This is a genomic window from Acidovorax sp. GW821-FHT10E03 (genome assembly GCF_059415205.1).
Genome location: NZ_JBWKMU010000016.1, coordinates 106,523 through 119,508 on the forward strand (window position 1 = coordinate 106,523; position 12,986 = coordinate 119,508).

General features: G+C 68.9%; 9 protein-coding genes and 1 pseudogene. 5 read left to right on the top strand and 5 right to left on the bottom strand.

Annotated elements, in window-relative coordinates; translation table 11 throughout:
- Positions 1 to 1,497, bottom strand: coding sequence for a MocR-like pyridoxine biosynthesis transcription factor PdxR (pdxR, locus tag AC07OD_RS25195; protein ID WP_494598302.1), 1,497 nt, complete (start codon positions 1,495 to 1,497; stop codon positions 1 to 3).
- A gap of 141 nt (positions 1,498 to 1,638) precedes the next feature.
- Here pdxR and AC07OD_RS25200 point away from each other — a divergent pair.
- Both AC07OD_RS25200 and ggt read left to right on the top strand, forming a co-directional pair.
- Positions 1,639 to 2,346: pseudogene (locus tag AC07OD_RS25200) on the top strand (GNAT family N-acetyltransferase); the annotation flags it as partial.
- 237 nt (positions 2,347 to 2,583) lie between these two features.
- Positions 2,584 to 4,368, top strand: a complete 1,785-nt coding sequence (gene ggt / locus AC07OD_RS25205) for a gamma-glutamyltransferase (protein WP_494598303.1) — start codon at positions 2,584 to 2,586, stop codon at positions 4,366 to 4,368.
- A gap of 109 nt (positions 4,369 to 4,477) precedes the next feature.
- Here the strand turns inward: ggt and glxR are convergent, their stop codons facing one another.
- The 3 genes from glxR to gcl all read right to left on the bottom strand — a co-directional run bounded on the left by glxR (position 4,478) and on the right by gcl (position 8,182).
- Complete coding sequence (glxR, locus tag AC07OD_RS25210) at positions 4,478 to 5,401, bottom strand: 2-hydroxy-3-oxopropionate reductase (protein ID WP_494598304.1); 924 nt, start codon at positions 5,399 to 5,401, stop codon at positions 4,478 to 4,480.
- Between the two features lie 49 nt (positions 5,402 to 5,450).
- A complete protein-coding gene (hyi, locus tag AC07OD_RS25215; RefSeq protein WP_494598305.1) occupies positions 5,451 to 6,230 on the bottom strand; it encodes a hydroxypyruvate isomerase in 780 nt (259 codons plus the stop codon).
- A 161-nt stretch (positions 6,231 to 6,391) separates the two neighbouring features.
- A complete protein-coding gene (gene gcl / locus AC07OD_RS25220) occupies positions 6,392 to 8,182 on the bottom strand; it encodes a glyoxylate carboligase (protein ID WP_494598306.1) in 1,791 nt (596 codons plus the stop codon).
- Between the two features lie 121 nt (positions 8,183 to 8,303).
- On the opposite strand from gcl, the gene AC07OD_RS25225 reads away from it, so the two are divergent.
- Entirely contained in the window at positions 8,304 to 9,233 is a 930-nt protein-coding gene (locus AC07OD_RS25225) for a LysR family transcriptional regulator (RefSeq protein ID WP_218293605.1), read from the top strand.
- A 72-nt stretch (positions 9,234 to 9,305) separates the two neighbouring features.
- On the opposite strand, the gene AC07OD_RS25230 is transcribed toward AC07OD_RS25225, so the two are convergent.
- Complete coding sequence (locus AC07OD_RS25230; protein ID WP_494598307.1) at positions 9,306 to 10,646, bottom strand: glycerate kinase type-2 family protein; 1,341 nt, start codon at positions 10,644 to 10,646, stop codon at positions 9,306 to 9,308.
- Between the two features lie 243 nt (positions 10,647 to 10,889).
- On the opposite strand from AC07OD_RS25230, the gene AC07OD_RS25235 reads away from it, so the two are divergent.
- Together AC07OD_RS25235 and AC07OD_RS25240 are read left to right on the top strand one after the other, a co-directional pair.
- Positions 10,890 to 12,170: a C4-dicarboxylate transporter DctA gene (locus AC07OD_RS25235; RefSeq protein WP_494598308.1), complete on the top strand. Its 1,281-nt coding sequence runs from the start codon at positions 10,890 to 10,892 to the stop codon at positions 12,168 to 12,170.
- A gap of 38 nt (positions 12,171 to 12,208) precedes the next feature.
- On the top strand, positions 12,209 to 12,898 hold the full coding sequence (locus AC07OD_RS25240) for a GntR family transcriptional regulator (RefSeq protein ID WP_492244209.1): 690 nt from the start codon (positions 12,209 to 12,211) through the stop codon (positions 12,896 to 12,898).
- Positions 12,899 to 12,986 lie beyond the last annotated feature (88 nt).

Sequence of the window (12,986 nt, forward strand, 5' to 3'; positions counted from 1 at the left end):
TCAGGCGCTGCGCCGTGCCCGCCGCGCCTGGGCCAGCCGCGAAAGCCGCTGCACCAGGGCCGGGTACTGCGATTCGGACGTATTGCCGTAGCCCAGCACCAGGCCGTTGTCCTCGGGCCGAGCGCGCAGGGCAAACCGCGACAGTGGTGCCGGCGCCATGTCGTAGGCGCGGGCCGCCTCGGCAATCGCCTGGTCGGGGTATTCGGGCGGCAGGCGCACCGTGAGGTGCATGCCGCTGTCGCCCCCCAGCACCGCATGGGGCACGGCCAGGTGCTGCGCCAGCGCATCGCGCAACAGCGCCTGCCGGCCCCGGTACAGGCGCCGCATGCGCCCCAGGTGCCGGCTGAACTGCCCGCTGTCGATGAACTCCGCCAGCGCCAGCTGCTCATGGCGATGCCCGCCGCGCAGGGTCTCCTTGAGCAGCGGCGCGGCCGCTGCGGCCAGGGCTTGCGGCAGCACCACAAAACCCAGCCGCAAGGAAGGGAACAGCGTCTTGCTGAATGTGCCCACGTACATCACCGGCGCCTGTGGCACCAGGCCCTGCATGGCACCAATGAGTTCGCCCGCGTGGCGGAACTCGCTGTCGTAGTCGTCCTCGATGATCCAGGCGCCACAGGCCTGCGCCTGCCGGATCAGCGCGAGCCGGCGGGCCACGGGCAGCACCCCGCCCGTGGGGTACTGGTGCGACGGCGTGGTGTAGATGAGCCGGGGCGGCGCCGCCGACCAGGCATCGGCAGGCACCACCAGGCCCGCGCCATCGACCCGCAGGGCTTCGACCTTCAGGTCTCCGCACTGGAAGGCGGTCTGCGCCCCCCGGTAGCCCGGGTCCTCCACCCAGGCGGTGTCGCCCGGGTTGGTGACCAGCCGCACGCACAGGTTCAGCGCCTCCTGCGCGCCTTCGGTGATGACCACCTGGCCCACCTCGCAGCGCACGCCGCGTGCCACCGCCAGGTGCCGCATGATGGCGCCCTGCAAGGCGGGCTCGCCCGCCGGATTGCCATAGCCCAGGGCCGACACGCCAGATGCCTTGAAGGCGCGGTCAAAACAGCTCTTCCATGCGCTCAGGGGGAACCGCGCCAGCGCGGGCACGCCCGGCCTGAAAGCCAGGGTCTCGGCCGCATCGGCAAAGCGGCTGACCACCCGCGTGCCGCGCTCGGACAGGCGGGGCGGCGCTGCGTGTGCGGGGTCCGCATGGCCCCGGGCCCGGCTGCGGTCCAGCGCGGACACCTTGGTGCCCCGGCGGCTCAGCGCGATGTAGCCCTCGGCCCCCAGCTGCTCATAGACCGCTGTCACGCTATTGCGCGAAACGCCCAGGTCCACCGCCAGATCCCGCGACCCCGGCAGGCGGCAGCCCGAAGGGAAGCGCCCATCCAGGATGGCATCGCGGATGCGGGTCAGGAGCTGGCGCTGCAGCGAGTCGCCCTGCCGGTCACGCACCAGCGGGGCCTCCAGCAGGACATGGCGGACGGGGTCGATGGCGGGGAGGCGCTGGGTCATGGTGGCCGGTGAAAAACCACCAGTTCACAGCCTCGGTGGCACCATCAGATTGTGCATGAGTGGATCTTTTGAATGGTCCACAAGAATCCTAGAGTCACCGGTTCAACCTCTCTTTTTTTGACCCTTCGACCGCGCAATTCCATGTCCACCTCCATGAATGATCTCGCCCAGCCCATTGGTACCCCCGTGCCCGGCTGGACACCCCGCCCCCAGCCCGGCGCCGTCACCCTGGTGGGCCGCCACTGCCAGCTGGAGCCGCTGCAGGCCGAGCGCCACGCGGCCGACCTGGATGCGGCCTACCGGCTCGCGCCGGACCCACGCGCCTGGACCTACATGTTCACCGGCCCGTTCGACACCCCCGAGGACTACGGCCGCTACGCACACACCGCCGCGCTCAGCACCGACCCGCGCCACTTCGCGGTGGTGGACAAGGCCACGGGCAAGGCCGTGGGCACCCTGGCGCTGATGCGCATCGATCCCACCCATGGCGCCATCGAGGTCGGCAACGTGATGTTTTCGCCCCTGCTCCAGCAGACACCCGCCTCCACGGAGGCGCAGTTCCTGCTCATGGCCTACGTGTTCGACACGCTGGGGTACCGCCGCTACGAGTGGAAGTGCGACAGCCTCAACGCCCCTTCGCGGCGCACCGCCGCGCGCCTGGGATTCCAGTTCGAGGGCATCTTCCGCCAGGCCCTGGTCTACAAGGGCCGCAACCGCGACACCGCCTGGTTTTCCATCATCGACACCGAATGGCCTGGTTTGCGGCAGGCGTTCGAGGCCTGGCGGTCGGAAGACAACCAGGATGCGCAGCGGCGCCAGCGGCGCTCGCTGACCCAGGTGCGCGAATCACTGGGCCCAGGGGCTTCGCAACCACCGCGCTGAGGCATCGAGGAGCGCGGCCCCGTGCCGCATTCTTCTGCACAGAAAGCGGGAATGACGGGCATGCACAGGCTGCATACTCAATCGGCATAACCCGCCGCCCGCACGCAGCGCGGGCCCACCCTACACTTGCCGCGGGCGTCCTTCGCAGGGTCCACCCGCCCTCCCCTTCCTACAGAGCAAAAAACCATCTCAGGAGCATCACCCATGAACATCCGACACACGCTGCTGGCCTCCAGCCTGGCGCTGGCGCTGGCCAGCCTCACGGCCTGCGGCAGCACACCCACCACGGCAGCGGCGCCCGCGCCCGCCGTACAGCAAACGGCCTCGGCCCAGGCCGCCAGCGCCGCGTACGACTTCGACATGGACGTGTTCCACCCGGTGGTGGCGCGCAACGGCATGGTCGCCACCGAGCAGGAGCTGGCCTCGCAGATCGGCCTGGATATCCTGAAAGCTGGCGGCAATGCGGTGGACGCGGCCGTGGGCATCGGCTTCGCGCTGGCCGTGGCCCTGCCCAATGCGGGCAACCTGGGCGGCGGCGGGTTCATGGTGGTGCACGACGCCAAGACCGACAAGAGCGTGGCGCTCGACTTCCGCGAAGTGGCGCCCATCAAGGCCACGCGCGACATGTACCTGGATGCCAAGGGCAATGTGGTGGACGGCAAGTCGCTGTATACCCACTACGCCGTGGGCGTGCCCGGCACCGTGGCCGGCATGGAACATGCGCTCAAAAGCTGGGGCACCCTGCCCCTGTCGCGTGTGATCGCTCCCGCCATCGAGCTGGCCGACAAGGGCTTCCCGGTGAGCGAAACCCTGGCCAAGATCCTGCAGCAGGAAAAGAAGAACATGGGCAAGTGGCCCGCCACCCAGGCCATCTTCTGGAAGAACGGCGAGCCCCTGAAGGTGGGCGACCCGCTGGTGCAAAAAGACCTGGCCCAGTCCATGCGCCTGATCGGTCAGCAGGGCGCCAAGGCGTTCTACGAAGGCGAGATCGCCCAGAAGATCGCGGCCGAGATGGCCCCGCACGCAGGCGCCATCAGCCTGCAGGACCTGCGCGAATACAAGGTGGCCGAGCGCGTGCCCACGCGCGGCACCTACCGGGGCTACGAAATCGTGACCATGCCGCCACCCTCCTCCGGCGGCCCGCACCTGGTGCAGATCCTGAACATGCTGGAGCCCCTGCCCCTGGCCCAGTGGGGCCCCAACAGCGCGCAGACCATCCACTACATGGCCGAGAGCATGAAGCTCGCCTACGCCGACCGCGCCGAGTACCTTGGCGACCCGGATTTCGTGAAGATTCCCCTGAAGGGCCTGACCTCCAAGCGCTACGCCGAATCCCTGGCCAAGGGCATCGACGCCAACACCGCACGCAGCGGCAAGAGCATCAAGCCCGGCCAGCCCCAGCCGTATGAGAGCGACCAGACCACCCACTACTCGGTGGTGGACAAGGCCGGCAACGCCGTGGCCGTGACGTACACGCTGAACACCAACTTCGGCAGCGGCATCGTCGCCAAGGGTACGGGCATCCTGCTCAACAACGAGATGGACGACTTCTCGGCCAAGCCCGGCGTGGCCAACGCCTACGGCCTGGTCGGCGGCGACGCCAACGCAGTTGCAGCCAAGAAGCGCCCCCTGTCGTCGATGACACCCACCCTGGTGCTGAAGGACGGCAAGCCCACGCTGGTCACCGGCAGCCCCGGCGGCGCGCGCATCATCACCACGGTGCTGCAGACGGTGGTCAACACCATCGACTTCGGCATGAACCCCGCCGAAGCCGCTGCCGCACCCCGCGTACACCACCAGTGGACGCCCGATGAACTGCGCGTGGAAAAGGGCCTCTCGCCCGACACCCTGGCCCTGCTCAAGCAGCGCGGCCACAACATCGCAGTCAAGCCGTCGATGGGCCGCACGCAGACCATCCAGATCCGGGGCGGCGCGCTGTATGGCTACTCGGACCCGCGCAACCCGGATGGGAAGACGCTGGGGTATTGATTGCTCCTGAATCAATAGCTAACCGCGCTTGATGAACAAGCGCTGGCAGCCATTTTTTCAAAGATCCCGCTCACCGAAAGGCCAGCGGGATTTTTCATGGCGGCCCACGTCAGGCCGGCACTGCCTGCCCGATCTCGAAATTCGCCATCTTCTCCAGCGCCCGCACCATCGCCGAGTGGTCCCACCCCTGGCCGCCATGCGCCACGCAGGCATTGAACAGCTCCTGCGCCATAGCCGTGTTGGGCAGAGGCACGCCGAGCGCCCGAGCGCTCGACAGCGCAAGGTTCAGATCCTTCTGGTGCAGCCCGATGCGAAAGCCGGGCTCAAACCTGCGCTGGATCATGCGCTCGGCATGCACCTCCAGGACCTTTGACGATGCGAAGCCGCCCAGCAGCGCCTGGCGCACGCGGGCCGGGTCGGCGCCCGCGCGGGCGGCGAAGAGCAGCGCTTCGGCCACGGCCTCGATGTTCAGGGCGACGATGATCTGATTGGCCACCTTGGCGGTCTGGCCGTCGCCGTTGCCGCCCACCAGGGTGATGTTCTTGCCCAGGCGCTCGAACAGCGGCCGGATGCGGTCGAACACCGCTTCGGGGCCGCCGACCATGATGGACAGGGTGGCGTTCTTCGCGCCCAGCTCGCCGCCCGAGACGGGGGCATCCAGGTACTGCGCGCCCACGGCCTCGATGCGCGCCGCGAAGTCCTTGGTGGCCACGGGCGAGATGGAGCTCATGTCCACCACCACCTTGGCCTTGCTGCCGGCATTGCCCTTGAGGCCCTGGGCCACGCCGTCGGCGCCGAACAGGACCTTCTCCACATCCGGCGTGTCGGGCAGCATCAGAAAGACGATGTCGGCCCGCTCGGCCACGCCGCGCGCGGTGGTGCACTGTGTGGCGCTGCTCTCCGCGATCTGCGGCGCCACGCGGCCACGGGTGTGCACGTACAACTGGTGGCCCGCAGCGATGAGGTGACCACACATGGGCGCGCCCATGATGCCCAGGCCGATGAAACCGAGTTTGAGGGGGGCGTCAGTCACGTTCTTGTTCTCCTTGTTTGGTGGTAATTCGTCAATCCGTCGTCGTGGCTCATGCGGTCAGCGCCGTACGCCAACCCAGGCCGATTTCCGTGGTGCGTGCAGGGCGGTATTCGCAGCCCACCCAGCCGTCGTAGCCGATGCGGTCCAGGTGCGCGAACAGGTAGCGGTAGTTGATCTCGCCCGTGCCCGGCTCGTTGCGGCCGGGGTTGTCGGCCAGCTGCACGTGGCCGATGCGCGGCAGGTGCTTTTGCAGCGTGGCGGCGATTTCGCCTTCGGTGCGCTGCGCGTGGTAGATGTCGTACTGCACGAAGGCGTTGCTGGCGTCCACTTCGCCCAAGATGTCCAGTGCCTGGTCCGTGCGGGTCAGGTAGAAACCCGGGATGTCGAACGGGTTGATGGGCTCGATCAGCAGGCGCAGGCCAGCGGCCTTCAGCTCGGTGGCCGCAAAGCGCAGGTTCTCGACCAGGGTGCGGCGCAGCACGTCGGCCGCCACACCGGCAGGCGCCTTGCCCGCCAGGCAGTTGAGCTGGGGCACACCCAGGGCCTTGGCGTAGGTGACGGCCTGGGCCACACCCGCTCGGAACTCGGCGATGCGATCGGGGTGGCAGGCGATGCCGCGCTCTCCTGCGGCCCAGTCGCCGGCGGGCAGGTTGTGCAGCACGATCTGCAGCTGGTGTGTGTCGATGCGCGCGCGGATGTCCTCCGCCGCAAACTCGTAGGGAAAGAGGAACTCCACGGCCTCAAAGCCCGTGCGCGCAGCGCGCTCGAAGCGATCGAGAAAAGGCACCTCGGTGAACAGCATGCTGAGGTTGGCAGCAAAACGGGGCATGAAAAAGTCTCCGGTATCGGTGAAAAGAGAATGGAGGCTGGGGCGGGCTCCTGGCCAGCAACCTTTCGGGCCAAGCCTGTCGGAGCCAGGGCGCAGGGGCGGCCTTCGACAGACTCCGGGCGGACGGTTGGCGGGATAGATCTGCCCCGACGGGCGCTGCATCAATCCAGCATGGCCAGCGCACTGGGCGCGTCGGCCGGTTGCGTCGCCAGTTCCTCGAACTCGACGATGTTGTCGATCTCGGTGCCCATGGCGATGTTGGTCACGCGCTCCAGGATCACCTCGATGACCACGGGCGTTGCGTGCTCGGTCATCCAGGCCTCGGCCTGGGCGAGGGCGGGCGCGAACTCCTCGGGGCGGTGCACGCGGATGGCCTTGCAGCCCAGGCCCTCGACCACCTTCACGTGGTCCACGCCGTAGCCGCGCGCCACCTCGCCCTGGGGCATGTTCACGTTGTCGAACGCGAGCTGCACGCAGTAGTCGATGCTGAAGGTTCGCTGCGCCTGGCGGATCAGGCCCAGGTAGCTGTTGTTGACCAGCACGTGGAGGTAGGGCAGCTTGAACTGCGCGCCCACGGCCAGCTCCTCGATCATGAACTGGAAGTCGTAGTCGCCCGACAGCGCCACGATCTTGCGTGCCGGGTCGGCCACGCGCACGCCCAGGGCGGCGGGCACCGTCCAGCCCAGCGGCCCGGCCTGGCCGCAGTTGATCCAGTGGCGCGGCTGGTACACATGCAGGAACTGCGCGCCCGCGATCTGCGACAGGCCGATGGTGGAGACGTAGCACACGTCCTTGCCCAGCGCGCGGTTCATGCACTGGTACACACGCTGCGGCTTCATGGGCACGCTGTCGAAGTGGGTCTTGCGCAGGTAGTCCACGCTGTGCTTGCGGCCCAGGCATTCTGCGGCCCAGCCGCTGCGGTCCTTCAGGCGCCCCGCGGCCTGCCATTCGCGCGCCACGTCCACGAAGAGCCTGAGCGCGGCGCCCGCGTCCGAGACGATGCCGAAGTCCGGCGCGAACACGCGGCCGATCTGCGTGGGCTCGATGTCCACATGCACGAACTTCCGGCCCCGGGTGTAGACATCGACCGAGCCCGTGTGCCGGTTGGCCCAGCGGTTGCCGATGCCCAGCACGAAGTCGCTGGCGAGCATGCTGGCATTGCCGTAGCGCTGGCTGGTCTGCAGGCCGCACATGCCGGCCATGAGCGGGTGGTCGTCGGGGATGCTGCCCCAGCCCATGAGGGTGGGAATCACCGGCACGCCCAGCACTTCGGCAAACTCCACGAGCAGGCCGGATGCATCGGCGTTGATGATGCCGCCGCCCGCGACGATCAGCGGGCGCTCGGCGTCGTTCAGCATGGCCAGCGCCTTCTCGATCTGGGCACGCGTGGCGGCGGGCTTGTAGGGCACCAGGGGTTCGTAGGTGTCGGGGTCGAACTCGATCTCGGCCAGTTGCACGTCGATGGGCAGGTCGATGAGCACCGGCCCGGGCCGGCCGGAGCGCATGAGGTGGAACGCCTGCTGGAACGCCTGCGGCACCTGCGCGGGCTCCAGCACCGTGGTGGCCCACTTGGTCACGCTCTTGGCGATGGTGGCGATGTCCACGGCCTGGAAGTCTTCCTTGTGCAGGCGGGCGCGCGGCGCCTGGCCGGTGATGCACAGGATGGGGATGGAATCCGCGCTGGCCGAGTACAGGCCGGTGACCATGTCGGTGCCGGCCGGGCCGCTGGTGCCGATGCACACGCCGATGTTGCCGGCCACGGCGCGGGTGTAGCCCTCGGCCATGTGGCTGGCGCCTTCGACATGGCGCGCCAGGATGTGGCCTATGCCGCCATGCGCCTTCAGCGCCGCGTACAGCGGGTTGATGGCGGCGCCGGGCACGCCGAACGCGACGCTCACGCCTTCCTTCTCGAGCACCTTCACGGCCGCTTCGATTGCCTTCATTCTTGCCATTGCTTGACCTCCTTGTGGATGGTCAAACTTTAGGCAAGCCCCTCGTTGGGCGGAAGGTGGCGATGGACCATAAAATTTATTCCAGCCAGGAATAAATCTGGACAGCAACAGGAGACAGACCATGGACCGCCTCGATGCCATGCAGATGTTCGTGCGCGTGGTGGAGACCGGCAGCTTCACCAAGGTGGCGCGGGAGTTCGCCACCACGCAGCCCACGGTGACCAAGCAGGTCGCCGCCATGGAGGCGCACCTGAAGGTGCGGCTGCTCAACCGCAACACGCGCGGCGTGAGCCTGACCGAGCCCGGCGCGCTGTACTACGAAAAGTGCAAGGCCATCGTGACCGATGTGGCCGAGGCCGAGAGCGTGGTGCGCGTGCGCCAGACACAGGTGCACGGCCAGCTGCGCGTGGGCAGCTCGGTCGCGTTCGGGCGGCGCGTGGTGGTGCCGCTGGCGCTGGAGTTCATGGCGCAGAACCCGCAGGTGCAGCTGGACCTGAGCTTCGAGGACCGTTATACCGACCTGGTGGCCCAGGGCATCGACGTGGCGATCCGCCTGGGCAAGCTCGCCGACTCGGCCCTGGGTGCGCGCACGCTGGGCATGAACCCCTGGGTGCTGGTGGCCTCGCCCACCTACCTGCGCCGCCACGGCACGCCGCGCCGGCCGTCGGACCTGAAGGACCACGCCACGCTGATCTACAGCAGCGTGCAGGGCAACGACCTGTGGCGGCTGCGCAATGCGAGCGGCGAGGCGGTGTCGGTGCCCGTCACGGGGCGGCTGCGCTCCAACAACCTCTCGGCCCTGCTGGCGGCGGCGCGCGCGCACATGGGCATCGCGGCGCTGCCGCACTACGTGGCGGTCGAATCGCTGGCCGCCGGGCGCGTGGTGGAGGTGCTCAAGACCTGCCGCCTGCCCGAGCAGGAGATCCATGCGGTGTACCCGTCGCCGCGCCTGGTGCCGCAGAAGGTGCAGGCCTTCGTCGCGTTTTTGCAGGGGCGCTTCGGCAAGGACTGGGTGGCGTCCTTGCCGCGCGAAGGCTTGTCAAAAAAGTGAGCTGCCCGCGCTTGCCAGTCAACGGTTTCAGGCATTTATTGCTTGAAACCCTGGCAAGACAAGCGCGAGCCGCTACAAAATCAGGATCGCCCGGAAGTCGTTGACATTGGTGTGCGTGGGCCCCGTGATGACGAGGTCGCCCAGCGCCTCGAAGTAGCCATAGGCGTCGTTGCGGTCCAGGTGGTCCGTGACGGAGAGGCCCTGCGCGGCAGCGCGCGCCAGGGTGTCGGGCGCGACGCGGGCACCGGCGTTGTCTTCCACGCCGTCGATGCCGTCCGTGTCCGCCGCCAGCGCCCACACGCCCGCCTGCCCTTGCAGCGCCTGCGCCAGCCCCATGCAGAACTCGCCCGCCCGGCCGCCCCGGCCCCTGGGGGCGCCAGGTGGCCGCTGCCGCACGGTGACGGTGGTCTCGCCGCCCGAGAGGATCACGCAGGGCCGCGCGAACGGCTGGCCGTGGCGCGCCACGGCACGGGCCAGCGCGGCGTGCACCTTGCCCACCTCGCGCGATTCGCCCTCGATCTCGTCCGAGAGGATGTAGGCCGGCACGCCCGCCGCGCGCGCGGCCTCGGCCGCGGCCTCCAGCGACTGCTGCGGCGTGGCCGTCATGTGCACGGCGTGGCCTGCGAACACGGCGTCGCCGGGCTTGGGGGTTTCCAGATCACCCGCCTCCAGCGCGGCACGCACGCTGTCGGGGATGTCGATGCGATAACGCGCCAGGATGGCCAGCGCGTCCGCGCAGGTCGTGGCGTCGGGCACGGTGGGGCCGCTGGCGATGACCGAGGGGTCGTCCCCCGGCACGTCGCTGATGGTGAGCGTGACCACGCGCGCTGGCGCGCAGGCCGCCGCAAGGCGCCCACCCTTGATGCGCGAGAGGTGCTTGCGCACGCAGTTCATCTCGTCGATGGCGGCGCCGCTCTCCAGCAGCGCCTTGTTGATGCACTGCTTGTCCTCGAGCGTCAGGCCCTCGGCCGGCAGCGTGAGCAGGGCCGAGCCGCCGCCCGAGATCAGGCACAGCACGAGGTCGTTCCCGGTCAGCCCCCGGGTGCATTCGAGCATGCGCTGCGCGGCGGCCAGGCCCGCCGCGTCGGGCACGGGGTGGGCGGCCTCCACCACTTCGATGCGCTGCGCCAGCCCCTCGGGGCGCGGCGGCGTGTGGTGGTAGCGCGTGACCACGAGGCCCGACAGCGGCGCGTCGGCGGGCCACAGCGCCTCCACGGCCTGCGCCATGGCGCCACCGGCCTTGCCCGCGCCCAGCACCAGGGTGCGGCCGCCGCTCTCGCGGCTGGGCGGCGCGGGCAGGAAAGCTGCGGTGTTGTGCAGCGGCAGCGCGCGGCGCACGGCCACGCGGTACAGGTATTCAAGGAAGTCTCCGCCCTGGCGGACGGGATCGGGCACGGGGTCGTTGCGGGTCATGGGTGGTCTCCGCGGGCGATTGTGGCGCACCACGCCCGGCGATACCCCGCGCGCAAGTCAAAAGAACTTCAACCGCCCACGCCGGCGGCAGGGCTCCACGCACCCGTGCGGGCGCACTGAGGCCCCTTCCCGGGCAGGCCCCAGCCCGGGATAACCCCATGTTCCGGGCGGCCGCACTTGTCTACAGTTCTTGTATGCAAGATTGATCGCCATGCAAGTTCCTTCCTTTTCAAAGGGTTTCCCATGCTCCGCTTCCTCAACTCCCTGTTTGGCCGGGTGATCCTGGCCCTGATTGCCGGCGTGGCCGTCGGGCTGTTCTGGCCCGATACCGCCGTGCAGCTCAAGCCCCTGGGCGACGGCTTCATCAAGCTCATCAAGATGCTGATTCCGCTCATCGTCTTTTGCGTGGTGGTGCACGGCATCGCCGGCACAGGCGACCTCAGGCGCGTGGGCCGCGTGGGCGTCAAGTCGCTGATCTACTTCGAGGTCGTCACGTCCATCGCGCTGGTGCTCGGCCTGGCGCTCGCGTTCTGGTTCGAACCCGGCGTGGGCATGAACATCGACCCCAAGGCGCTCGACCCCAAGGCCATGGGCGCCTATGCGGAAAACGCGAGCAAGCTCACCGGCGGCGGCTTCAGCGACTTCTTGCTCAAGCTCATCCCCACCACGGCCGTGAGCGCCTTCGCCAATGGCGACGTGCTGCAGGTGCTGCTGTTCTCCATCGTCTTCGGCTGCGCGCTGGCGCTGATGGGCGAGCGTGGCGCGCGGGTCACCACCCTCATCGAAGACCTGTCGCACGTGTTCTTCAAGACCATGGGCCTGATCATCAAGCTGGCGCCGCTGGGCGTGCTGGGCGCCATCGCCTTCACGGTGGGCAAGTACGGCATCGGCTCGCTCAAGCAGCTGGGCATGCTGGTGGTGCTGTTCTATGCGGCGGTGTTCCTGTTCGTGGTGGTGGTGCTGGGCCTCATCATGCGTTTCTCGGGCTTCAGCCTGTTCAAGCTGCTGCGCTACCTGCGCGAGGAGCTGGCCGTGGTGTTCGCCACCACCTCGTCGGACAGCGTGCTGCCGCAGATCATGGCAAAGCTCAAGCACCTGGGCATCCGCGATTCGACCGTGGGCCTGGTCATCCCCACGGGCTATTCGTTCAACCTGGACGCTTTCTCGATCTACATCACGCTGGCCGCCGTGTTCATCGCCCAGGCCACGAACACGCCGATCTCGATGGCCGACCTGCTCACCATCCTGGCGATCTCGCTGGTCACGTCCAAGGGCGCGCACGGCGTGCCGGGCTCGGCCATCGTGGTGCTGGCCGCCACGCTGCAGGCGATTCCCGCCATCCCGGCCATCGGCCTCGTGCTGGTGCTGTCGGTGGACTGGTTCATGGGCATCGCCCGCGCCCTGGGCAACCTGATCGGCAACTGCGTGGCCACCGTGGCCGTGGCGGCCTGGGAAGGCGACATCGACCGCGAACGGGCCCACGCCGTGCTGGACGGCCGCGAGCCGCCGCTGCCGCGCGCCTGACAGGGCTCCGCCCCCGCCCACCACGCGACAATCCGGCCATGAGCATCAACCAGACCCAGATCACCCAGCAGGTGGTGGAATCCATCCTCGCCCAGAAGCTCGCCCCGGGCGAGCGCCTGGGCGAGCAGGAACTGGCCGATCTCTTCGGCGTGAGCCGCACCCTGGTGCGCGAAGCCCTCATGCAGCTGCAGGCGCGCGGCTTCGTCGAGGTGCGCCCGCGCCGGGGCTGGTATGTGGTGGAGCCCTCGGTGGAGGACGCGCGCGATGCCTTCTCGGCACGGCGCATCATCGAGTCGGGCATCCTGGCGGACGCGGGCCGGCCGCTGCAGGCCGTGACGCGCCGCCTGCGTGCCCACATCGCGCAGGAACAGCAGGCCATCGAGGGCGCCGACGCCGCGACGCGCGCCTTCCTGCTGGCGGACTTCCATGTCTGCCTGGCCGAGGCGATGGGCCACCGCAGCCTCAGCGACATCCTGCGCGACCTCACGGCGCGCACCACGCTGGCGGCGTCGCTCTACCAGTCGCGGCACGAGGCGAGCCAGTCCTGCGCCGAACACGCGGCCATCGTGCAGGCGCTGGAGGCCGGCGACACCGCCCTGGCGCGCGAACGCATGCTCACGCACATCGGCCATGTGGAAGGCGCGCTGAACCCCACCGAGCCCCTGGTGCGGGACCGCCTGCGCGACTCGCTCACACCGCTGGGCAAGCGCGCGCCGGCCGGTCCCTAGCGGCCGGGCCGCCCCGCCCCCTCCCTTGCGGCGGCCCCGGCCGACCGCTCCTTTTTTTTCGTGCGGCGCGCGAGGCCCTGGCACGCCC

What these genes read in the sequence shown, in the direction of transcription:
- pdxR (WP_494598302.1), bottom strand. Translation starts at nt 1,497, where the DNA reads ATGACCCAGCGCCTCCCCGCCATCGACCCCGTCCGCCATGTCCTGCTG.
- ggt (WP_494598303.1), top strand. Translation starts at nt 2,584, where the DNA reads ATGAACATCCGACACACGCTGCTGGCCTCCAGCCTGGCGCTGGCGCTG.
- hyi (WP_494598305.1), bottom strand. Translation starts at nt 6,230, where the DNA reads ATGCCCCGTTTTGCTGCCAACCTCAGCATGCTGTTCACCGAGGTGCCT.
- gcl (WP_494598306.1), bottom strand. Translation starts at nt 8,182, where the DNA reads ATGGCAAGAATGAAGGCAATCGAAGCGGCCGTGAAGGTGCTCGAGAAG.
- AC07OD_RS25225 (WP_218293605.1), top strand. Translation starts at nt 8,304, where the DNA reads ATGGACCGCCTCGATGCCATGCAGATGTTCGTGCGCGTGGTGGAGACC.
- AC07OD_RS25230 (WP_494598307.1), bottom strand. Translation starts at nt 10,646, where the DNA reads ATGACCCGCAACGACCCCGTGCCCGATCCCGTCCGCCAGGGCGGAGAC.
- AC07OD_RS25235 (WP_494598308.1), top strand. Translation starts at nt 10,890, where the DNA reads ATGCTCCGCTTCCTCAACTCCCTGTTTGGCCGGGTGATCCTGGCCCTG.
- AC07OD_RS25240 (WP_492244209.1), top strand. Translation starts at nt 12,209, where the DNA reads ATGAGCATCAACCAGACCCAGATCACCCAGCAGGTGGTGGAATCCATC.